Here is a 21503-nt window from a genome sequence, read left to right on the forward strand (position 1 = left end):
TATACACGCGCACAGCCTGCGCTGTCAACCCTCGTCCTCCCCGGCTTCGCACCAGCCCTGAGCCGCAGTGCCGAGGCGTCTCCTCGCACCCCCGTGGCCTCTCCTGCTGCCGGCGGACAGAGAGGGAGGACGACCCAGGAGATTGCCCCCTTGACGCCGATTTCATCAAGGTGTACTTGTAAGATGTCAGACAAGCTCCGGCCCGGAGGCATGGCCTTTGTCCGAAGAGCTTCGCATCCAACACCGGAGGCGCCGCCTCCCCCTCTACGCGGAGGTCCAGCAGGATCTCCGGCAACTCATCCAGTCATGGCCCCGCTCCGCCCCCTTGCCCAGCGAGCCCAAGCTCGCCTCCCAGCTGGGGGTCAGCCGGCCTACCGTTCGAGAGGCCCTGCACGCGCTCGAGCGGGAAGGGCTGATCCTGAGGCGCCAGGGTGTAGGGACCTTCGTGCTCGGTCCCGATCGCTCGGTCACCACCGGGCTGGAAGAGCTCCGAGGAATCCCGCGGATCATCCGGGCAAGCGGCAAAGAGCCATGCATCGACCATCAACAGTGGAGCCTGGAGCCTGCGACTCCGGACGTGGCCGGGGCGCTCCAGGTCTCCCCGGGTGACACGGTGGTCGCCATCCGGCAGGTGTACCGGGCCGACGGGCATCCCATCGCCCTGGGTGTCAGCCGGCTGCCGCAGCGTGTCGGCGTGCCCCTGGATGTCCTGGGCCGCGAGGCGATCGACGCCGGGCAGCAGGGGCGGCCGCTTTTCGAGGTGCTGGACCAGGTCGCCCGCCGCCGCGTGCGGTACGCCGTGGCCGAGATTGCGGCCGAACTGCCCGACGCCGAGCTGACGGCCTTGCTGGAGGTCGATCCGGCAACCCCGCTCGTCAAACTCACGGAGACCCATTTCGACGATCGCAACGTCCCCATCATCCACTCCGTGGACTACATCGTCTGGCACCGCTTCAAGCTCCAAATCGTGCGCCAGCGCCGCACGTGACGCATCCTGGACAGGAAGAGGGGTCACGCATTGGAGGGTCACCTGGAACGTTCGGACTACCGCCAACCGACGGGGCTCGAAGGAAAGCGCCAGTACCACATCGCCTGCGGTCCCGGCGACGTCCCGAGCACCGTCATCGTGCCGGGAGACCAGGGGCGCGTCCCGCTCATCGTCAGTGAACTGGCGAACGCCCGGCTCATCGCCGACAACCGCGGCCTCATCACCTACCGGGGACGGTACCGGGACGTGGACGTGGGTGTCACGTCGACCGGCATGGGCGGGCCGTCGGCGGCAATCGCCTACGAAGAGCTCATCAACCTCGGGGTAACCGTACTGATCCGAGTGGGCAGCGTTGCAGGCCTTCAGCCCGAGCTCGAGGAAGGCGATCTCGTGATCCCGTACGCCTGCGTGCGGGACGACGGGGTCAGCCGCTATTACGTCCCTGAGAACTACCCCGCGGCCGCGAGCCCACCGGTGTACCAGGCCCTCATACAGGCGGCCGGCGAGATGGGTTACCGATTCCACACGGGGATCAACTGGACCCACTCCGCGTTTTATGCGCGAACCCCCGAGTACTTCGATCAGTGGGTCCGAAAACGCGTCGTGTCCATGGAGATGGAAGCGGCCGCGCTGATGGTGGTGGCCTCGCTGCGCGGGGTCCACTCGGGCTTCATCGGTACCGTCTATGCCAACCGGTACCGCCAGAGCCGTTCGGAGCGAGTGGATCTCAGCGTCGACTCTCCATCCCGCGACGTGATCCAGCGCGGGGTGCGAGCATCCATCCGGATTGCGCTCGAAGCGGCCCGGTTGCTGGCCCATCAGCTGCAATCGGGGTCGCCCGACGGGAAGAACGAGAGAGGGGAGCCGTGAAATGCAGGGCAAGCGGACATGGCTGAGTCGCTTTGCATGGGCCGCGGCGGTGGCGTCGATGGCGCTCCTCGCCGGTGCTCAGGCGCTGGCCGCGCCCGTAAGAGTGCGGGTGGTCAGCGAGTTCGGCATTCATACCGAGGCCTGGAAGACGCAGATCCAGCCGTTCGAGGAGAAGACAGGCATCGACGTCGTCCTCGAACAAGTGCCCTACGCCAACTACCTCGATTATCTGACCCTCAACTTCACCAGCGGGAGGCCCGCATTCGACGTCGCGTACGTGAGCATGCTCTGGTACCCGTCGTTTGCGACGGCCGGTTACCTCGAGCCCCTCGATGGGTTGCTCGGCGACGCCATGCGGCAGGACATGCCCGGCATCGTCAACGCCGTTCAGCAAGGGCATCTGTACTTCATCCCGTACATGAACGAGCTGGGCGGTATCGTCTACCGGACGGACCTCTTCAACGATCCGAAGGAAAAGGCGGCCTTCAGGGAGCGCTACGGCTACGAACTGGCGCCCCCAAGGACGCTGGCTCAATACCGGGATGTCGCGGAGTTCTTCCACCGTCCTCCCAAGCTCTACGGGGTAACGTTGATGGGTAAGCGGAGCATCTTCCTGGCGACACACTTCCTCAACCGGCTATGGGCGTACGGCGGGAAACTGTTGGACGAGCGGATGCACCCCGCCTTCGATGGGCCTGAGGGTGTGCGAGCGCTCAACGAAGTCAAGGAGATGTTCCGGTTCGCCAACCCGGCGGCTTACTCCTACGACTTCCAGGAAGCGCTCACCGAGTTCACGTCGGGTCGAAGTGCCATGGCCGAATTGTGGACGACGGGGCTCTTTTATGCCAACGACCCGAAGTCCTCCAAGATCGCCGGCAAGGCTTCGTTCGTGGGCTTCCCCAGGCCCGACGGACAGGCGGGCAAGAAGCTGCCCATGCTGTACATCTCGTGGGGGTTCGTCGTGAGCGCCCGGTCGCCGGTCAAGGAGCAGGCCATCCAATGGGTGCAGCACGTCACCGGCACGGCTCCCATGATTGCGGCGGCTCCGGTCGGTAACATCCCGGCACGGCTGTCGGCTCTGCGGAGTCCCGTGCTACAGGGGAAGATGCCGTGGTTGGGGGCTTTCGAGGATGCGCTGTCTCACTGTGTACCGACCCCGATGGTCCCGCTCATCCCGGAGGGGCCGCCGATCGTCAACGAGGCGATCGCACCGGCCGTCTCCAGCTTCCTGTCAGGTGAAAGGGGCGCAGACCAAGCCCTGAGGGACGCAGCCGCCCAAGTGGATCGCATGATGAAGGACGCGGGTTATTACTGATGCTCGGACAGACCCTCAAGAGCATGCGGGGCGGGGCCCTCCCGCCCCATGGCCTCTTCATCCGGACACGGACGGTTGGGTCACCCGGTCGTAAACGCCGGTATGTGCCGGAGGCAGCACCGTACCTCGCTCCAGGGCTCGGCTTCCTCGCCCTGATATTCGCCGTCCCCCTGGCCTACAGCGTGGGCGTGTCGTTGGTCCGGTGGAGCCTCCTGCGACCCGACCTGGGCGTACGCTGGGCTGGCCTGGCCAACTTCCAACGCATGCTGATGGATCCTCTCACGTGGCAGACACTGGGGCGTACCCTCTTCTTCGTCGTGGGCGCCGTCGTCCTGGAGCTTTTCCTCGGGACCATCACCGCCTTCGCCCTCCACCGGGGACTACCGGGAAGCCGGGTCATCACCTCCATCATCCTCGTGCCCTTCATGATGACCCCCGTGGTGGCCGCGTTCGCCTGGCGGTTTCTGCTCAACAACGACTTCGGGCCGTTGCCCTGGCTCTTCCGGTGGCTTGGATGGACGGCCCTGGTCGATCCGCCCGTGCTGGCCAACCCGGCGCTCGTGCTACCCGTCTTGATCGGCCTGGACGCCTGGCAGGCCTTCCCCTTCGTGACTCTCGTCGTGCTGGCAGGGTTGAAGGCGTTGCCGGCGGAGCCGTTCGAAGCGAGCCTGGTAGACGGAGCGGGAGCGTGGCAGCGCCTGTGGCATATCACGATTCCGCTGTTGAGGCCTGCCTTCCTCGTGGCCGTCGTCATCCGCACCTTGAGCGCCCTGCGTTTGTTCGACGCGGTCTATGTCGTGACCGGCGGCGGGCCAGGGTCGTCCAGCGAAGTGTTGAGCTTCTATACCTATCGCATGGCCTTCCAGAGCTACCAGCTCGGATACGCAGGAGCACTCGGCGTTCTTTCGCTGATCGTGGCGCTATTGATGACGCTCGCATACCGCAAAGGGATCGGGTGGGAATGATGAGCAGTCGCTCGTGGGCCCGGCCGGCCGGGGACCTGGCCGCCGCAGCGTGGCTCCTGGGGGTGGTCGCGTGGAGTCTCTATCCCGTGGTCTGGGTGGTCGTCTCGTCGCTGAAGCCGCAAGCCGAACAGTTTGCCGTACCGCCGGCATGGTGGCCCCGGCAGCCGAGCCTGGACAACTACCGGCACTTCCTGTCCAGCCATGAGGTCCTTCGGGTCATCGCCAACACCATCGTGGTCACAACCGGTGGGGTCGCCGTGGCCTTATTCCTGGGAGTGCCGATGGCGTATGCCCTCTCCCGGTTTCGCCTGCGGTCGGGAGAGACGGTGAGCTTCTTGATCCTGCTGGCACGCATGACGCCGCCGGTCGTCATGATTCTCCCCTTCTTCGTCGGCGCTCGCTGGATCGGCCTCGCAGGGACGCGCACGGTACTGGTGCTGGCGGGTGCCTTCCTGGCGCTGCCCTTTGCCGTGTGGATGATGCGGGGTTTCTTCGCGGAGATTCCCGTGGAGTTGGAAGAGGCAGCCATGGTCGATGGCGCCACGCGCTCGAGGGCGGCCCTGCGCGTGGTGGTTCCGCTGACGGCCCCCGGGCTGGCGGCGACTGCCGTGCTATGTGCCATCCTGGTGTGGAACGAGTTCCTGTTCCCGCTGGTACTGGGTGGGGCCGAGGCGCGCACCCTGCCGGTCCTCGTCAGCATGTACGTGACAGAGAAGGCCGTCGACTGGGGAACCATGAGCGCGGCAGGCGTCGTGACCGCCCTTCCCCTCGTCGTGTTCGGCTTGTTGATCCAGAAGTACCTGGTCCAGGGGTTGACCGCGGGGAGCATCAAGTAAGCTCCGGCCAAGGGGTTTACCGACCCACTGCGGCCCTCAGCGACGTCGACTTCACCACGCCCGAATACGGGCGCATCGCAGGCCTGGACTTGATTGCTGTTTCCCGAACTACTCCGGGGGCGTAAGCGCCCTCGCCTTGTTGGCGGTGACCCTCCTGAGCGCGGCGGAACAGGCCCGCGCCATTGGCATGCGACGGGCACTCGGGGCCACGCGTGGCCGTATCATGCTGGAGGTGCTGGCCAAGACGTCCACCATGGCAGGACTCGGCGGGGCAGTGGCGGCAGCAGCCGCCCGGCCGATGAGCCGGCTGCTGACGCCCATCCTCCTCACACCTGGTGGGATATTCAGAATCCCTCCCAGTAATCTTCACAATGCGTTCACAGGGTCGGGTGCCCGGCGTGCTACAGTCGCGCTCGGAGTACCCAAGTCCACGGAAGCCTTCAAGGACGGTGAACCAGCTTGCTACAACGCATCCAGGCCCGAGCACGCCTTCATTTGCCCGAGTGGAGTTTGGTCCTGGTCGGCCTGGGGTTCCTCACGGTGCTCGCCGAACTGCTCGTGACCCGGCACACGGACGGCCCCCAGATCATGGCAGTGGTCGCGGCCCTGATCGGCTTGTTGTTGGCCGGAGCCGCCTTCCTCCTGCACGGGCGTGCGGCGGTCTGGGCGGCCGTGCTTCTCGCACTCCTCGCCATATCAGGCCCGATCGGGGTCGCCGAACACGCCCAGCGCCGCGGCTTCCCGCCGGGTTTCCCCTCGGAGGGGCGTTTCGAGCAGCCCGAAGGCTTCCAGCGCAGGTCCATTCCGGTCGCTCGCGCGCAAGGGCTCCCGGCTCCGTCCTTCCGCCGCAGGGAAATGCCCCCGCCTTTTGCGCCCCTTGCCCTGTCCGGCCTCGCCCTCTTCGGCGCCGTGGCCACGCTGGCCAGGGTGCCCGGGGACAGCACGGGCGGCGGCCCGGCAGGTAGCAAGCGGTCATGAACCGGCGGGCCGTCTGCTCCACCGACGTTGCCACGAAGCCGCTCGTTGGACCTTCGCGAGGTGCCGCCGGAGTGCGCGACCTCAACCGGGGTAAATGAAGGGTGCGCAGGCCGCCCGAAGAGTACACCGTACACCCCCGGGAGGGCGACGTTGGCTGCTCCTCGGGATTGGTGCCGGCGGCGGGAGTCGAACCCGCATGGGGGGTCACCCCACTCGATTTTGAGTCGAGCGCGTATGCCATTCCGCCACGCCGGCACACGACGGGAAGCGAGCCCATGATACCAACGGTCGCCGGCAGCCGTCAACGGCCCGCGTTATCCCCGGACGATGCTTGGTCGGCGGCAGCCGTTTCGAGGAACGCGGCAAATGCCAGGAGCTCACCGCTGGCCCGCTCGAAGGCACCCTGTGCGGCATCCGCGAGTTCGCGAATCCGGTCCGGTCGCAACCGAGTCGTGTAGAGTGCGCGCACCACGTGCCGAAAGCCCAGGTACTCTTCGAGGGCAGCCGCGGTCTCCCCGGTGAGCACTGCCGGCCGGACCCCTCTGACAGCGAGCTGCATCTGCCTGAGCAGCTCACGATGCCAGTGGGGCCCGGCCGGGACCGATCCGTCTACCTCTCTTGCGATTGCTTCGAAAACCCGCTCCAGCCCGGAGTAAAACCCGTGCAGATTGAGCGCCGCACCATCGAGGTAGGGTTCGGGGTCGGACGAGCTAACGGCGACCGCCACGTATCGCCGCGCACGGCCGACCAGCGGCGCCAATTCCTCGAGTTCCTGGCGAATACGCTCCGCGAGCACCGCATAGCGACCGATCATAGCTCTACCCCGTGCTTCTCGATGGAGCGCAGCAGCCCTCCGGAGCAGCTCTCCCCGTCGACGAGGTCGATGGGAATCTCGGGGTCCATCTCGGCCACTTCGGCCACCGCCCGAAAATAGGCCGTACCCGGAAGGCCCCAGACCGCGATGTCGACGTCGGACCCGAGCCCGAAACGGCCTTCCTCGACCAAGGAGCCGAAAGCGACGACCCGCGCCGCCCGGTACTTCGTACGCAGGAGCTGCGCGGCCCGACGGGCCAGATCCCACGCCCTGCGATGCCGCTGCTCTGCGCGCCGCGCCTTGTCGCGCTCGCGCTCCAAAGCCGTCGCTCGATAGCGTGCGATCTCTTCAGACGTGAGATCCCGCGCCAGTTTTGGCATGAGAGCGGGCCGACCACCTTACCCCCGGGTCAGTATAGCATGGTTCTCCGGGTAGTCTTCGGCCCCGCGTCGGGGTCTGGCTCAGCTCGACAGCACCCGCCACAGGTCGTCGACGGGCGGAGCGCTGATAGGTTGCACCTCGCCGCTTACCCGCACGACGCGGACACCCTCCGCCACCGGAAGCACCCGCCCGATCACGGCGGCCTCCAGGCCCTCGTCGCGCAGCCCCTGCACCACCGCCCCCGCGTCGGGAGCAGCGGCCAGCATCGCCCCCGACGAGATCAGCCGCAGCGGGTCGATGCCGAAGCGCCGGCACACCTGCCGGGTCTCCTCTCGCACGGGCACGGCCTCTTCCCAGACCTCCACCCCGCACCCGGAGGCCTGGGCCATCTCCCACACCGCCCCCAGGAGCCCGCCCTCCGTCACGTCGTGCATGGCGCTCGCACCCAACCGGGCCGCCACCCGGCCGTCGCGGACCGCGCTGACCTCCGAGAAGAAGCCCCTGGCCCTTTCCAGCCCCTCTGGCCCGAGCGTCGCCAGCAGCTCCTCAGTCCGATCGGTGGCCAGAATGGCCGTACCCTCGAGCCCCACGGGCTTGGTCACCAGCAGCCCGTGCCCGGGCCGGGCGCCTGCCGAGGTGACCAGGTGCTCCCGTTCCACGACGCCGATGGCCGTCAGGACGATGATCGGCGCACCGACCTTGCTCGTGACCTCGGTATGGCCGCCCATGACCTCGATGCCGAGCTCCTCGGCCGCGTCGGCCACCTGCCCCATGATGGCCGCAATATCCGCCTCGGTCGTGCCGTCGGGGAGCAGCAGCACGATCTGGACGCCAAGCGGATCCGCCCCCATGGCGGCCACGTCGTTGCATGCCACGTGGACACCGAGCCGGCCCATCTCCGCCGACGCGCCCGTAATCGGATCGCTCGACACCACCAGCAGGCGGCCCCGCAGGTCGGCCACCGCCGAGTCTTCACCGAGGCGGGCATGCACCAGCACCTCGGGACGCGTTCGCCCGAGCCGGCTCAAGACCAGCTCCCGCAGCTTCTCCGGGGGCAGCTTGCCCGCCTTGACCGGCGATCCGCGCCGCTTCGTCACCGCTCGGGCAGCCCCCCATCCTCGCGCATCCGCTCGAGCGCCCGGTCGAAGGCCTGTGCCGTCGCCTCGAGGTCCGCGAGGGTGTGAGCCGTGGACAAGAACCCGCCATTTCGCATCAGGTCGACCCCCTCGAGCAGCATGGCCCGGCGCAGCCGCTGCACCAGCCCCTGGGCCGCAAGCTCCGCGCCGGCGCCCGCCGTGGTCAGCGGCCACCACGAGCCGTCGGCCTGCCGCTCTCCCTCTGTGCCGAGGGCGACGTGGAACCACGACGAGAGGCCGTACACGAACCCCTTGACCCGCCTGCGCTCCAGCACCTCGTTGAGGGCCGCCACCAGACGGGCGTTGAGTTGGGCCGCCTGGCGGGTCGGCTCGCCCGTCTGCACCTGGCGCAGCATGGCAATCCCGGCGGCCGCGGAGAGCGGGTTGGCGTTGAAGGTCCCGAGGTGGGCCACCTTACGGGCGTCTCGCGCCGGGTCCCCCGTGAAGGCCAGCAGGTCGACGATCTCGGCCCGACCGCCGACCGCGCCGCCGGGCAGCCCGCCGCACAGGATCTTGCCGAGGCAGACGAGATCCGGCCGTATCCCGTAGTACTGCTGCGCCCCGCCCGGCGCCATCCGGAAGCCCGTGACGACTTCGTCGAAGATGAGCACGACGCCGTAGCGCTCGGTGAGATCCCGCACGTCGTGCAAGAACTGCGCCCGGACCGGGAGCTCCCCCCACGCCCCGCCGCCGGGCTCGATGATGACCCCAGCCACGTCGGGATGCGAACGGAGCGCCTCCTCCAACACCCGCGGCTCATTGGGCGGCACTACCAGCGCCGCCTCCATGACCTCCTCGGGAATGCCCGCCGGGCGAACCGCTCCCCCTGCGGCAGCAGTATCGTGCCACCCGTGGAAGTGCCCCTGGAACTTCACGATGCGGGTCCGCCCCGTGTAGGCGCGGGCCAGCCGCATCGCCAGCTGGGTCGCCTCGGTGCCCGAGTTGGTGAAGCGTATGCGCTCGACCGCCGGCATGAGCGCCTGCACGAGCTCCGCCCACTCCACCTCGAGAGGATGGTTCGCCCCCAGGTGAGTGCCCCGGGCTACCTGGGCGGTCACCGCCTCCACGAGCGTCGGGTGGGCATGCCCCAACAGGAGCGCCCCGTGGCCCATCCAGTAATCGATCAACTCGTGGCCGTCCACGTCCCACTTGTGGGCGCCCGCGGCACGGGCTGCGTAAACGGGGAACGGCTCCAGGTAGCGGGCATCGTGGGTCAGCCCCGAAGGAAAAAGCCGCTGCGCCCTTCCAAAGAGCGCAGCGCTGCCCGAAAAGCGAGCTCGGTACTGTTCCTCTTGCAAGCCGACGACCCCTCCGTGGTCGGGCAAGGCCCGGCCCTGCGGCCTGAGCCCCCCTACATCGCTTCGGCCAGGGGCACGTACGGCAGGTCGTGCGCCCTGGCCACGGCTTCGTACGTTACGCTGCCCTCGAGCAGATTGACACCCAGCGCAAGGGGCCGGCTCGCCCGCACCGCCGCTTTCCAACCCTTGTCCGCCAGCTCCAGCACGTACGGCAGCGTGCAGTTGGTCAGCGCATAGGTCGAGGTGCGGGGCACGGCGCCGGGGATGTTGGCGACGGCGTAGTGGACGACCCCGTGTTTCACGAAGACCGGGTCATCGTGGGTCGTGGCGCGGTCCACCGTCTCGATGCACCCGCCCTGGTCGACCGCCACGTCCACGATGACGCTGCCCTCTTTCATGGCCCGCACCATCTCTTCGGTCACGAGGCGCGGCGCCCTCGCCCCCGGGATCAGCACCGCCCCGATGACCAGGTCGGCGTACCGCACGGCCCGGTCGATGTTGTAACGGTTGGAGACCACCGTGATGAGGTTGCCCTGGAGCACCTCCTCCAGAAACCGAAGGCGCGGCACGTTGGAGTCGATCACCGTCACGTGGGCTCCCATGCCAAGAGCGATGCGGGCCGCGTTGAACCCCACCGTCCCCCCGCCGAGGATGACCACCTCGGCCCCGGGCACGCCCGGCACTCCGCCCAGCAGGATACCCCGCCCCCCGTGCACCTTCTCGAGGAACTGCGCACCCACCTGGACGGACATGCGCCCTGCCACCTCGCTCATCGGCGTCAACAGGGGCAGCGAACCGTCCGGCAGCTGGATGGTCTCGTACGCGATGCCCACGATCCCGCGCTCGACGAGGGCCACCGTCAAAGCCCGGTCGGCCGCCAGATGCAAGTAGGTGAAGACCACCTGGCCGCGCCGCAACAGGGGGTACTCCGAAGGCTGCGGCTCCTTGACTTTGAGGATGAGGTCGGCCTCGGCGTAGATCTCCTCTGCCTGCTTGCGCAGGATGGCGCCCGCCGAGAGGAACTCCTCGTCGAGAATCCCGCTGCCTCTCCCCGCGCCCTCCTCGACGAGGACCCGGTGGCCTCGCCGGGTGAGCTCCTCCACCCCGGCCGGGACGATGGCGACCCGGTTCTCGCCCGGTTTGATCTCCCTGGGAACGCCGATGATCACCGCCGACCCACCCCTCCCCCTGCGATGCTCGCCCCGAACTCTCGTCACGAACCGGTCACGGCACCTCGTGCACCTGGATCAAGTTGGTCGAACCCGGCATGTCGGTCTTCACGCCGGCCGCCACCGCCACCCGGTCGCCTCGCCGTACGTATCCGGTCCGCAACGCGGCCGTGATGGCCAGGTCCAGCATCTCGTCGATGGTCCGGGCGCGCGGGACCACGACGGGGAAGACTCCCCACACCACCGCGAGCTGCCGGGCCACTTCCGGCCGCGGCGTGGCCGCAATGATGGGAGCCCGGGGCCGGAAGCTCGCCACCATCCGGGCGGTGGCGCCGGACTGCGTCGAACAGAGAATGGCCGTTGCGCCCACCTCCGCGGCGATGTGGCACGCAGCCCGGCTGATCGCCCTCGCCACCTTCCCGGGTCGCTCCGGGGCCACGGTCGCGCCGGGCGCCACGACGGCCTTGTGGTCGTCGAGGGCCTGCTCCGCCGACAGAGCGATCCGGTGCAGCATGCCGACCGCTTCCACGGGGTACTCGCCCACCGCCGTCTCGCCCGACAGCATGACCGCGTCCGTCCCATCCAGGATGGCGTTGGCCACGTCCGTCACCTCGGCCCGGGTGGGCGTGGGGCTGTGCACCATGGACTCCAGCATCTGGGTGGCGGTGATGACCGGCTTGCCGGCCGCGTTGCACCGGCGGATGATCGCCTTTTGCGCGACGGGGACCTCCTCCAGGGAGATGTCCACCCCGAGGTCGCCTCTCGCCACCATCACTCCGTCCGCTGCCGCCACGATCTCGTCGAGGTTGTCCAGCCCCTCGGCGCTCTCGATCTTGGCGATGACGGGCACGTGCTCCGCACCGGCTTTCGCCAGTGCCTCCCGCACCGCCTCGACGTGAGCGCCACGGCGGACGAAGCTGGCCGCCACCATGTCGACGCCCATCTCCGCCGCCCACTCCAGGTGGCGCCGGTCGGTCTCCGTGAGGGCGGGGAGATCGACCCGTACGCCCGGCAACGCCACCCCCTTGCGGGAGCGCAAGCTGCCGCTCGTCTGAGCGACGCACGTGACCCGTTCGCCCTCGACCGCCTCCACGGTGAGTCGCACGACCCCGTCATCCAGGTAGATGAGGCCGCCCGGGCGCACCGATCGGGCGAGCCCAGGGTAAACGACGGGTATCGCGCCGGGATCGGCCGGGCTCGAGGGTGTCTCCACCCCTTGGAGGACCAGCCGTTCGCCCTTGCGTAACGTGCGGGGAGCCTCGAACTCCCCGAGCCGGATCTTGGGCCCCTGGATGTCCAGCATGACCGCCAGGGGCCTCAGCCGCTGGGCGCTCAGGCGACGCAACCGCTCGAGTCGCCGGGCGTGCTCATCGAGCGTTCCGTGGGAAAGGTTGAGCCGGGCCACGTCCATGCCCGCATCGAGCATCGCGGTGACGACCGTCTCGTCCTCGGAAGCGGGGCCGATGGTGCAGACCAGCTTGGTGTGGCGAAAGGGTGGCACAGGTCGTATGGCTCCTCCTGCAAAGCCCGCCTGCTCTCAGCGGGCTTGCTCCGACGACTCCCCTGCATCCTGCGCCGGCGCGGCTCCCCTGCGGCCCCCGCGCCGGCCCCGCTGGCCGGAACGTTCCTCTTGCGGATCCCCGCCCCCGGCCGCACCGCCCTCCGCCGGTCCGGCACTGCCGCGCTCCGGCGAGGCAAAGCCCGGTGCCCCGCCGGCCTCCCCCGATGAGGTGACGGCGACCGGCTCGCGACGTGGCTCCTGCTGCCTCGCTTCCGCCGGAGCACTTGCGGGCTCGGGCTGCTCGGTGGCACCCCAGACCCCCATGTTGCGATACCGGCGGAACCGTTGCTCCACCAGCGCGTCGACGCTCAGGCGGCCCAGCTCTTCGAGCGCCTCCCGGAGCACGGAGCGGATCGCCTCCGCGGTCCGGGCCCGGTCCCGGTGCGCGCCCCCCGGAGGCTCCGGTATGACGCCGTCGATCACCCCGAACCTCAACAGATCCTGCGCCGTCAGCTTGAGAATCGCCGCCGCCTCGGCCGCCCTGCTCGAATCCCGCCAGAGGATCGTCGCGCACATTTCCGGGGAAATGACCGAGTACCACGCGTGCTCCAGCATGTAGACCCGGTCTCCCACGCCAATGGCCAGCGCTCCGCCGCTACCGCCCTCGCCGGTCACGATGACGACGATGGGGGTGCGCAGGGCCGCCATCGCCATGATGTTCTCGGCGATGGCCACGCCCTGACCGCGCTGCTCCGCCTCGATACCCGGGAAAGCCCCCACCACGTCGACGAACGAGATGATGGGCCGGCCAAACTTCTCCGCCTGCTTCATCAGGCGCAGCGCCTTGCGGTACCCTTCCGGATGGGGTAGCCCGAAGTTGCGCTGCAGGTTTTCCTTGGTGTCGCGCCCTTTTTGCGTGCCGATGAGCGTGACCGGGCGGCCGTCGAAACGCGCCACGCCCCCGACGAGCGCGCCGTCGTCGCCGGCCTTGCGGTCGCCGTGCAACTCCACGAAATCCTCGAAAAGGAGGGCCACGTAGTCGAGAAAGGTGGGGCGCCCGCTGTGGCGGGCCATCATGACGCGCTGCCACGGCGTCAGGTTGCGGTAAATCTCCTCGCGCAGACGCTGGGCACGCCGCTCCAGGAACGCGATCTCCTGGTGGAGCTCCATCCCGCGCTCGCTGCTGAACGCCTTCAGCTCGGCAAGTCGCCTCTCGAGCTCGACCAGCGGCCGCTCCCACTCGAACACGCCGTTACTGGGCATGGCGCCGCTCCTTCCGGGGCGCGTGCAGCGCGAGAAGACGCGCCAGCGTCGGCTTCATCTGGCGGCGATCCACGATCATGTCGATCATGCCGTTTCGGAGCGCGAACTCCGACGACTGGAACCCCGGCGGCAGCTTCTGCCGGATCGTCTCCTCGACCACCCGGGGCCCCGCAAACCCGATGAGCGCCCCCGGCTCGGCCACGATGATGTCGGCCAGGGAGGCGAAGCTCGCGTAGATCCCGCCCATCGTGGGATCGGTCAGAACGGAGATGTACAGTAGCCCCGCCTCGGAATGCTGGGCGACCGCCTGGCTCGTCTTGACCATCTGCATGAGGGAGAGAATCCCTTCATGCATCCGGGCCCCGCCGCCACCCGCCGAGAAGAGGACCACCGGCAGCCCCAGCTGCACCGCCCGCTCGAAGCCCCGCGCGATCCGCTCACCTACGACCGAGCCCATGCTCCCGCCCATGAAGCCGAAGTCGATGGCCCCTACGACGGCGGGCCACTCCCCGATGGTGCCCTGCCCGAGCACCGCTGCCTCGTCCAGCCCCGTGGCCTGGCGGGAGCGGGTCAGCTTCTCCTCGTATCCCGGAAACCCCAGGGGGTTGACGCTCCGAATGTCCCGGTCGAAGGGCACGAACTGCTCGGGAGCATCCAGCACCTGCCTGAGGCGCTCCCACGCGCCGATGCGGAAATGATAGCCGCAGCGCGGGCAGACACGAAAATGCTTGACCAGCTCTTTGCTGTACAAGATGGCGCCGCACCCGCTGCACTTGGTCCACAGCCCGTCGGGCGCCTCGCGCTTGACGGGCATGGTGGCCGGCGGCTTGACCGTGACGTAGCGTGGTTTACCCCGGAACAGGTCTTTCAGCATCCACTGAGCTCCACTTTATTGGGCAAGCGAACGCGTCAGGAGCTCGCTGGCGTCGCGCGCCTCGGAACTCGGCACCAGGAGCTCGATGTTGCCCGTTTCCTCACCTTTCGAGCCTCCGGCCGGCCGCATCGTCACCAGGAAACCCTCTCTGCGGAGCAAATCCCGCATCATCCTGGCAACGGGTCGGTTGGGCGCAATGTAGACGACCACCCAACCCATGGGAGCCAGCCCCCCTCGGCAGACCCGGATCTACCGACCAGACTCCACCCGCCCATGCCGGGACCAGATCTCCGCCCGCCCGCGGATCTTGATGGCCGAGGTGTGGACCGTGAACTGGGCAATCATGACCTCGCCCCGATCCAGCTTCTCCGTGTGGTGAAAACGCGTGTCGGGGCCGCGGGTCAGGCCCATGACCGTCACGCCATCCTCCAGCGCCTTGATGATCACGAAGTCGCCCAGCACCACTTCGGCTCCTGTCGGGAGTTCCCCTCCCGGCGTGGCTCTGACCTCCGGACCGGGTGTCACCGCCACGCCACCTCCTCTTGTCGCTCCTCGTCGCGTCTGCCCGTCCTACCCGTCCCCACCCGCCGGCACTACTACGACGCCGCCTTGCCCTCGCCCTCGCTGCCGGCCGCGGCGTCGGCCAGCGTCTGGCGCCGATGGGCGATACGGGCAGCGGCCGCCGCCGCCACCCCCGCCACCAGGTCGTCCAGGAACGTGTGGACGCCCCCGTCCGCATGGCGGTTGAGCTGGCCGATGATGCCCAGCTTTCGCTTGTCCAGGTACCCGAAGCTCGTCAGCCCTACCGATCCATACAGATTGGTGATCGCCAGGGCCAACACCTCGTCTATGCCGTAAAGGGGGCTATCCTCCCTCACGGCGCTACGCAGCGGCTCGGGGAGATGCCCCTGCTCGGCCAGGACGTCGAGTGCGATACCGGTCAGGATGGCGAACTGCGCCTCCCGCTTGTCGACCACCCGCCGGACACTCGCCAGGCACTCTTCGAGCGTCAGGTCGCTAAACCGGCCGCCCAGGAGCTCCTGCACCACCCGAGCGATATCCTCGAGCTCCACGCCCCTGGCCCGCAACCACTCGATGACCTGCTCTCTCAACGACCCGCCCCCTGGCCGGCGGCCACCGCAAGATGCTCCCTCCCGGCGATGCCGCCCCCCTCAGCGGCCGGCCCGGTGCCCCCGCCCTCGTCGCCCGCGCCCTCGAGGAGTTGCGGCGGCCGGCCGGTGATCCCGGCGATGGCAGCGATCAACTCCGGCACCGGATCCACCCACAGCGTCCGGGCCACCGCAGCGAGCTGGCGCCGGCTGCCGCTCGCCATCTCGATGACGACCGGCGTCTGGCCGGGATGCTCGCGCAGCGCCTCGGCCACCCGCTCCACCAGCTGCTCCGTGGACCGCCGCCCACCCCCCGGCTCGCGCCCTAATGGTATCACCAGCAGGCGGTCGAGGGGCATGGCCCTGTCTCCGATGATCTTGATCGACCCATCGTCGTCCTGGCTGATGGTGCCCCACACCAGCGCCGGCATCCCGGCCTGCACGTCGGCGAACTGATCCATGCTGCGAGGGAAGACCAGCACCTCGACACTTCCTGTCTCGTCTTCCAGCAACACCCGGCGCATCGTGCTCCCCGATCGGGTGCTGACCCGCCGGTCCGACTGCAGCAGGCCGGCCACCGCCACGCCCGCGCCCTCCTGGGCCAGTTCGCCGAGGTCGGCCATCGGGCTCGAGCGGAAGCGGGCCAGGCGCCGGCGCCACTGCTGCGCAGGATGGCCGGAAAGATAGAAGCCCAGCACCTCGCGTTCCCAGGCGAGCCGCTCCGGCACCGGAGCCTCGGGCACTAGGGGCAACAGATCGGCGCCGAAGCCCGGCCCGCCGCCGGCGCCCGCTCCGCTCTCGGCGAACAGGTCCAGCGACGCCTGGTCCACCTGGGCGGCCGCCGACGAGCGACGCGCCTGGCAGTACTCCCACGCATCCTTCAGGCCGGCCAGCAAGGCGTTGCGGTTACCGAATGCATCCAGCGCGCCCGCCTTGATGAGGCTCTCGACGACGCGCTGGTTGAAGGCGCCGGGGGAGGACGCTTCCTGCAGGGTGCGGCCGCAGAAGTCGCGCAGCCCCTTGAACGGCCCGCCCTGCTTCCTCGCCCGGAGGATCGCCTCTACCGCCGGCTGCCCCACGTGCTTGACCGCCAGCAGGCCGAAGCGAATGGCACCGCCCTCCGGCCAGAACTCGCCCCGGCTGTCGTTGACCGAAGGGGGGAGGATGGGCACGCCGGCCTCCCGGGCAGCGTCCAGGTACAGCTTGACCTTGTCGCTGTTGCCCGCCACGCTGGTCAACAGCGCCGCCATGAACTCCACCGGGTAGTGGGCCTTGAGATACGCCGTCTGGTAGCTGATGAGCGCATAGGCCGCCGAGTGGGCCACGTTGAAAGCGTACTGGGCGAAGCGCTCGATTTCGGCAAAGAGTTCCTCGGCCAGGGAGCGCTCGTACCCCTTGCCGACCATCCCCTCGATGAACCGCTGCTTTTCCCGGGCCATCTCCTCGGGCTTCTTCTTGCCCATCGCCTTGCGCAGCACGTCCGCCTGCCCCGGCGTGTAGCCGGCCAGCTGCGTGGCGATGCGCATGACTTGCTCCTGATAGACGATGATCCCGTAGGTCTCCCGCAGGATCGGCTCGAGCGCCGGGTGCGCGTACCGGATCTCCTGCCGGCCGTGCCGGCGCGCGATGAAGTCCCCCAAGAACTGCAGAGGCCCCGGGCGTCCCAGGGCCAGCGCTGCCACGAGATCGCTGAACTTGTCGGGCTGAAGGTCTCGCATGACGCCCTTGAACAGGCGGCTTTCGAGCTGGAAGACGCCCTCCGTCTCCCCTTTGCTCAGCATGGCGTACACCGCCGGATCGTCGAGCGGGAGGTTGTCGACGTCGAGGCGCTTGCCGTGCTGGCGCTCGATGAGGTCCACGGCCGCCCGGATGACGGTCAGGTTACGCAGTCCCAGGAAGTCCATCTTGAGCAGGCCCAGCTCTTCCAGGTGCTCCATGGGGAACTGCGTCACCGCCGCCCCGTCGCTCGTGCGGGCAAGCGGCACCATGTCGGCCAGGGGCCGCGGCGCGATCACCACGCCGGCCGCGTGCATCGAGAGATGGCGCGGGAATCCCTCCACCTGGCGGGCCAGGTCGATGAGGCGCCGCACCGTCGCGTCGGACTCGTAGCGCTGCCGCAGCTCTTCGGACTCGGCGAGCGCCTGCTCGAGGGTCACCCCCGGGCCGGACGGCACCAGCTTGGCCAGCCGGTCCACCTCGGCGTACGGGATCTGCAGCACCCGGCCCACGTCGCGGATGGACGCCCGGGCCGCCATCGTCCCGAAGGTGGCGATCTGCGCCACCCGGTCCTTGCCGTAGCGGCGCACCACGTACTCGATGACCTCGTCCCGGCGGTCGTCGGCGAAGTCGATGTCGATGTCGGGCATGGAGACCCGCTCCGGGTTGAGGAACCGCTCGAAGATCATGCCGTGGTGCAGCGGGTTGATGTTGGTGATGCCGAGGCAGTACCCCACCAGGCTGCCGGCCGCCGACCCTCGCCCCGGGCCGACGGGGATGCCGCTTCTTCTTGCGTAGTTGACGAAGTCCTGCACGATGAGGAAGTAGCCGGCGAAGCCCGTCTGCTGGATGATGCCCAGCTCGTAGTCGAGGCGCTGGCGCACCTCGTCGTCCATCTCGCCGAAACGGCGCCGGGCCCCCTCGTACGCGAGCTGCCGCAGGTACTCGTCGGCGCTCTCCCCGTGCGGCGTCTCGAAAGCCGGCAGCTCCGGGCGGCCCAGCTTGAGCTCCACGTTGCACCGCTCGGCCACCTCGAGCGTCCGATCGCACGCCTCGGGGACGTCCGCGAAGAGCTGCCGCATCTCGCCGGGGCTGCGGAAGTAGAACTGGTCGGTGGCGAAGCGCAGCCGGTTGGGATCGCTCAAGTACTTGCCGGTCTGGATACAGAGCAAGACGTCGTGGAAGGCCGCGTCCTCCCGGCGCAGGTAGTGCGTGTCGTTGGTGGCGATCACCGGCAACTTCCACTCCCGGGCCATGGCCACCAGGCGCGCGTTGAGCGCCTCCTGGCCGTCGACGCCGTTTCGTTGCAGCTCCACGTAGAAGTGGTCGCGGCCGAAGATGTCGAGATAGCGGCCCAGAGCCGCCCGAGCCCCCTCTTCGTCCCCCTCGAGCAAGCGCGCGCTCACTTCGGCCGACATGCACCCGGTGGTGCCGACGAGGCCCCGAGCGTGCGCGGCGAGCACCTCGTGATCGATGCGCGGCTTGTAGTAGAAGCCCTCCAGGAAGCCGATGGTGGAGAGCTTCATCAGATTGCGCAGGCCTTCTTCGTTCTCGGCCAGCACCAGCAGGTGGTGTGCGGCGTCGCCGGGCCCGCCGCTTTTATCGTGGCGGCTCTTGGGCGCCAGATACAGCTCCGCACCCAGGATCGGCTTGATGCCGGCAGCTTTGGCGGCCTTGTAAAACTCCACGAGCCCGTACAGCGCCCCGTGGTCCGTGACGGCAACGGCCGGCATCCCGAAAGAGACGGCCTGCTTGACCAGTTCGTCGACGCGGCACGCCCCGTCGAGCAAGCTGTACTGCGTGTGGTTGTGAAGGTGCACGAAAGTGCCGGATGCCATCGGTGCGTTCCCATCCTGCCCGTCGATCTCGGCGCATACAGATGGAGCCAGCCATGACAGGCGACGCACGCCAAACCCTACATCAGGTCGTCACCGCGCTCTTCCTGGCGCTGGGGGTCGTCACCGGCGGCAGCCTCGTGGGCGGCTTGAGCGCGCTCGCCACCGGACGCCCGCCCATTGCCACCATACAGGAGCTTGCCAGGACAATCAAGCTGTGGGCCATCGTGGTAGCCATCGGGGGCTCCTTTCCCACCATCCAGGCCATCGAATCCGGCCTCTTCTCGGGACAACCCGGCGTCTTGATGCGCCAGGTGGTCGTGATCCTGGCGAGCCTGGCAGGAGCCCAGCTCGGCCAGTGGATCGTGGTCACCGTGACGGGCGGATGAGGGGCTCGAGCCGGCGGGGGGCGTCGAGGGCCGTGAGCGGTAGCGCCCGGTGGGTCCGCTTCCACGTGGTCTCGTGGAGGCGTCTTTTGGCGTGGCTCGCCGTCTTCGCGCTGGGGACGACGGCGGGGTCCACGTGGGCCACGGTGCGCATCGGCCACCAGGTCGACGCACTGGCGCGCCAGCGGGACCTCCTCGAACAGCGCGCCGCGGACCTCGAGACCCGCATGGAGAAGCTCCAGCAAAGCCTCTCCGAACGCCGGCGCCGCCCTCTACGGAGCATCGAGGTGAAGCTGGCGGGGCTCGACCCCGCGGACGAACTCACGCTCGTCCGGGAGATTCGCAAGCTGCTACAGGGCCTGATAGGCCGGCCCGTCGACCAGGTCGACCCGGCCCTGGTGGCGCAGATCCTCGACGGGCGCCTCGTGAGCGCGGGTGGCCGCGCCGTGAGCCTGTCCCTGCGCCAGGTCTGGGTGACCGACAGCTTGACGGTCTGGGTCGACGTGCGGGCCGCCCTGCCGCGGTGAACGGCCGCCCGAGTCTCGGAAGGCCTAAGGCGAGCCTGCGAGTTCCTGGGTGATGGGCTCGAAGTCGACGGCCGCATACCCCAGGCGGCGAGCCAGTTCGTCGCCCGTGTCCCGCTGCCCGGAGGCCCATAGCTCCCGCAGGAAGTCGCCGGCCTCCCGCCGGGTGAACCAGGCGCGGCCGAAGCGGCTTACGAGCCGTTCTCGCAGCATGACCTCGAGCGCCCAGGCGCGCAGGTACTCGGCCACGTAAAACCCCGCATCCACGTCGGCCAGGTAGTCGACCCTCCCGTACTGGATGCCCGTGGCCTCGGTCAGGATCGAGTCGTAGCGCCCCGGCATGGGACCGAGCGAAGGCGACTGGTGGAGCTCGAGCTCGTAGAGGAGCTTGGCGGCGTACCGGCGCAGGAAGTAGAGCCGGTCGAGGCGCGTGAAGGCCGTGTACGCCGCGATCTGGGCGGGGGACGCCCCCAGCACCTTCTCCAGCCACTCCGGGTTGGTCGTGAGGTACTCGAAGAGGAAGGCGAAGCACTCGGTCACCGAATTGTCGCCGAGGTACCGGTACTCCGCCGGGAGATCGGCCCGGGTATGGGCGAAGTGCTCCATGTGCCCGGCTTCGTGGAGCAGGGCGTGGTAGTCGTCCTGGCCTCCTTGCGGCAGGATCACCAGGCGCACGTCGGCCGGCACCCGCACCGGCGCGCAAAAGGCCCGGGGCGACTTTTGGGGGCGGGGCTCGGTATCGAGGTGCACGTTGGGCTGGGAGCCCAGCGCGATCCCGAGGCCCGCGAGGGTTTGCTCGAGCGCCGGGACCAGCCGCTCCTTGGGAAACATCGGGTCAAACGCCGTGGCCCGCAGCATCCAGGCCACGTCGTGCTTGCGGGCGACGCCGAAGCCGACCCCGGCCCGCTCTTCGAGGGCCGGCTCGAAGTGCGTGCGGTAGGCTTGCTCCGTCCGGGAGAGAAACCGGGTCATCGTCCGCCCGAGGGCTGCGAAGTCGATGCGTTTGAGTTCCTGGTACATGGCCAGGGAGGTGAGGTACCCCAGGGAACGTACCAGCTCCCGGTGCCGCTCCCATATCGCCTCCCTGTCGGGATTGAGCTCCGCCACGAACGCCTGCCGGGCCTCGTACAGCCGGTCCCGCCGGGCCCGGTCCGGTTCGTTGGCCAGCCGCACGGAAACCGTCCGAAAGGGCAGCTCCTCGCCGTCGAAACGAATCACGCCCTGGGTCTCCCTGGTGACCAGGGCGTCGACCATCTCCTTGACGGCGCCCTCGAGATAGCCTGCAACCAGGAAATCCAGAAGGTAGCGCAACCGGCGCTGCCGCTCCGCGTCATTGGGCTGTTGCAGGGCCTTGCGCACCCGCTCCACCGTGGCCACGTCGAACAGATGGGCAAACCGTTGGTAGATGGGGCTCAGCTGCAGCTCCGGCTTGAGGCCGGCCCCGTTCTGGTAGTACTCTTCGCTGGTCTCGCCGAGGAACGTCTCGACATCCCCGGACAGCGCCTCCAGAGACGGTTGGCCTTCGTCCAACGCTGCCATGCTCGG

21 protein-coding genes, 1 tRNA gene and 1 pseudogene are annotated in these 21503 nt (G+C 68.6%); 9 read left to right on the forward strand and 14 right to left on the reverse strand.

The window, feature by feature from the left end; all coding sequences use genetic code 11:
- Positions 1-217 precede the first annotated feature (217 nt).
- The 7 genes from U7230_RS09280 to U7230_RS09305 all read left to right on the forward strand — a co-directional run bounded on the left by U7230_RS09280 (position 218) and on the right by U7230_RS09305 (position 5952).
- Entirely contained in the window at positions 218-988 is a 771-nt protein-coding gene (locus tag U7230_RS09280; protein WP_324715565.1) for a GntR family transcriptional regulator, read from the forward strand.
- Positions 989-1018: 30 nt separating this feature from the next.
- On the forward strand, positions 1019-1858 hold the full coding sequence (locus tag U7230_RS09285) for a nucleoside phosphorylase (protein ID WP_324715566.1): 840 nt from the start codon (positions 1019-1021) through the stop codon (positions 1856-1858).
- A 1-nt stretch (position 1859) separates the two neighbouring features.
- On the forward strand, positions 1860-3173 hold the full coding sequence (locus tag U7230_RS09290; RefSeq protein WP_324715567.1) for an ABC transporter substrate-binding protein: 1314 nt from the start codon (positions 1860-1862) through the stop codon (positions 3171-3173).
- Between the two features lie 104 nt (positions 3174-3277).
- Positions 3278-4138: a carbohydrate ABC transporter permease gene (locus tag U7230_RS09295; protein WP_324715568.1), complete on the forward strand. Its 861-nt coding sequence runs from the start codon at positions 3278-3280 to the stop codon at positions 4136-4138.
- Entirely contained in the window at positions 4135-4974 is an 840-nt protein-coding gene (locus U7230_RS09300) for a carbohydrate ABC transporter permease (protein ID WP_324715569.1), read from the forward strand. Before U7230_RS09295 ends, U7230_RS09300 begins: the two co-directional genes overlap by 4 nt.
- Positions 4975-5038: 64 nt before the next feature.
- Positions 5039-5536 (forward strand): FtsX-like permease family protein, encoded by a 498-nt coding sequence (locus U7230_RS15505; protein ID WP_404980656.1) that lies wholly within the window; start codon positions 5039-5041, stop codon positions 5534-5536.
- Positions 5434-5952, forward strand: coding sequence for a hypothetical protein (locus U7230_RS09305; protein WP_324715570.1), 519 nt, complete (start codon positions 5434-5436; stop codon positions 5950-5952). Before U7230_RS15505 ends, U7230_RS09305 begins: the two co-directional genes overlap by 103 nt.
- 168 nt (positions 5953-6120) lie before the next feature.
- On the opposite strand, the gene U7230_RS09310 is transcribed toward U7230_RS09305, so the two are convergent.
- The 13 genes and pseudogenes from U7230_RS09310 to U7230_RS09370 all read right to left on the reverse strand — a co-directional run bounded on the left by U7230_RS09310 (position 6121) and on the right by U7230_RS09370 (position 19051).
- Positions 6121-6207 (reverse strand) — tRNA-Leu (locus U7230_RS09310).
- 46 nt (positions 6208-6253) lie between these two features.
- Positions 6254-6766, reverse strand: coding sequence for a ribonuclease toxin HepT-like protein (locus U7230_RS09315; protein ID WP_324715571.1), 513 nt, complete (start codon positions 6764-6766; stop codon positions 6254-6256).
- On the reverse strand, positions 6763-7146 hold the full coding sequence (locus U7230_RS09320; protein WP_324715572.1) for a nucleotidyltransferase family protein: 384 nt from the start codon (positions 7144-7146) through the stop codon (positions 6763-6765). Before U7230_RS09320 ends, U7230_RS09315 begins: the two co-directional genes overlap by 4 nt.
- Before the next feature lie 81 nt (positions 7147-7227).
- Complete coding sequence (locus tag U7230_RS09325; RefSeq protein WP_324715573.1) at positions 7228-8244, reverse strand: AIR synthase family protein; 1017 nt, start codon at positions 8242-8244, stop codon at positions 7228-7230.
- Positions 8241-9581, reverse strand: a complete 1341-nt coding sequence (locus U7230_RS09330) for an aspartate aminotransferase family protein (RefSeq protein WP_324715574.1) — start codon at positions 9579-9581, stop codon at positions 8241-8243. The genes U7230_RS09325 and U7230_RS09330 overlap by 4 nt, the downstream gene beginning before the upstream one ends.
- A 53-nt stretch (positions 9582-9634) precedes the next feature.
- Entirely contained in the window at positions 9635-10750 is a 1116-nt protein-coding gene (gene ald / locus U7230_RS09335) for an alanine dehydrogenase (RefSeq protein ID WP_324715575.1), read from the reverse strand.
- Positions 10751-10805: 55 nt separating this feature from the next.
- Complete coding sequence (gene pyk, locus U7230_RS09340) at positions 10806-12251, reverse strand: pyruvate kinase (protein WP_324715576.1); 1446 nt, start codon at positions 12249-12251, stop codon at positions 10806-10808.
- 312 nt (positions 12252-12563) lie between these two features.
- Positions 12564-13514: pseudogene (locus U7230_RS09345) on the reverse strand (acetyl-CoA carboxylase carboxyltransferase subunit alpha); the annotation flags it as partial.
- Positions 13504-14388 carry an acetyl-CoA carboxylase, carboxyltransferase subunit beta gene (accD, locus tag U7230_RS09350; RefSeq protein ID WP_324715578.1) on the reverse strand — a complete coding sequence of 295 codons (885 nt, stop codon included), beginning with the start codon at positions 14386-14388 and terminating at the stop codon, positions 13504-13506. The pseudogene U7230_RS09345 and the gene accD, both read right to left, overlap by 11 nt.
- Before the next feature lie 15 nt (positions 14389-14403).
- A complete protein-coding gene (locus tag U7230_RS09355; protein ID WP_324715579.1) occupies positions 14404-14607 on the reverse strand; it encodes a hypothetical protein in 204 nt (67 codons plus the stop codon).
- Between the two features lie 30 nt (positions 14608-14637).
- A complete protein-coding gene (gene mtrB / locus U7230_RS09360; RefSeq protein ID WP_324718221.1) occupies positions 14638-14853 on the reverse strand; it encodes a trp RNA-binding attenuation protein MtrB in 216 nt (71 codons plus the stop codon).
- A 131-nt stretch (positions 14854-14984) separates the two neighbouring features.
- On the reverse strand, positions 14985-15500 hold the full coding sequence (locus tag U7230_RS09365) for a phosphatidylglycerophosphatase A family protein (protein ID WP_324715580.1): 516 nt from the start codon (positions 15498-15500) through the stop codon (positions 14985-14987).
- Positions 15497-19051 carry a DNA polymerase III subunit alpha gene (locus U7230_RS09370; protein WP_324715581.1) on the reverse strand — a complete coding sequence of 1185 codons (3555 nt, stop codon included), beginning with the start codon at positions 19049-19051 and terminating at the stop codon, positions 15497-15499. The genes U7230_RS09365 and U7230_RS09370 overlap by 4 nt, the downstream gene beginning before the upstream one ends.
- 53 nt (positions 19052-19104) lie before the next feature.
- On the opposite strand from U7230_RS09370, the gene U7230_RS09375 reads away from it, so the two are divergent.
- Together U7230_RS09375 and U7230_RS09380 are read left to right on the forward strand one after the other, a co-directional pair.
- Positions 19105-19437, forward strand: coding sequence for a YtrH family sporulation protein (locus U7230_RS09375; protein WP_324715582.1), 333 nt, complete (start codon positions 19105-19107; stop codon positions 19435-19437).
- Between the two features lie 32 nt (positions 19438-19469).
- Complete coding sequence (locus U7230_RS09380) at positions 19470-19961, forward strand: sporulation membrane protein YtrI (RefSeq protein WP_324715583.1); 492 nt, start codon at positions 19470-19472, stop codon at positions 19959-19961.
- Positions 19962-19985: 24 nt separating this feature from the next.
- Here the strand turns inward: U7230_RS09380 and U7230_RS09385 are convergent, their stop codons facing one another.
- Positions 19986-21497 (reverse strand): hypothetical protein, encoded by a 1512-nt coding sequence (locus U7230_RS09385; protein WP_324715584.1) that lies wholly within the window; start codon positions 21495-21497, stop codon positions 19986-19988.
- Between the last annotated feature and the right edge of the window lie 6 nt (positions 21498-21503).

The organism is Limnochorda sp. L945t (assembly GCF_035593305.1).
GTDB lineage: Bacteria > Bacillota > Limnochordia > Limnochordales > Geochordaceae > Carboxydichorda > Carboxydichorda subterranea.

Bases quoted from the DNA above. Each gene is read 5' to 3' on its own strand.
- U7230_RS09290 (WP_324715567.1), top strand. From the start codon at position 1,860: ATGCAGGGCAAGCGGACATGGCTGAGTCGCTTTGCATGGGCCGCGGCG.
- U7230_RS09300 (WP_324715569.1), top strand. From the start codon at position 4,135: ATGATGAGCAGTCGCTCGTGGGCCCGGCCGGCCGGGGACCTGGCCGCC.
- U7230_RS09315 (WP_324715571.1), bottom strand. From the start codon at position 6,766: ATGATCGGTCGCTATGCGGTGCTCGCGGAGCGTATTCGCCAGGAACTC.
- U7230_RS09320 (WP_324715572.1), bottom strand. From the start codon at position 7,146: ATGCCAAAACTGGCGCGGGATCTCACGTCTGAAGAGATCGCACGCTAT.
- accD (WP_324715578.1), bottom strand. From the start codon at position 14,388: ATGCTGAAAGACCTGTTCCGGGGTAAACCACGCTACGTCACGGTCAAG.
- U7230_RS09355 (WP_324715579.1), bottom strand. From the start codon at position 14,607: ATGGGTTGGGTGGTCGTCTACATTGCGCCCAACCGACCCGTTGCCAGG.
- U7230_RS09370 (WP_324715581.1), bottom strand. From the start codon at position 19,051: ATGGCATCCGGCACTTTCGTGCACCTTCACAACCACACGCAGTACAGC.
- U7230_RS09375 (WP_324715582.1), top strand. From the start codon at position 19,105: ATGACAGGCGACGCACGCCAAACCCTACATCAGGTCGTCACCGCGCTC.
- U7230_RS09385 (WP_324715584.1), bottom strand. From the start codon at position 21,497: ATGGCAGCGTTGGACGAAGGCCAACCGTCTCTGGAGGCGCTGTCCGGG.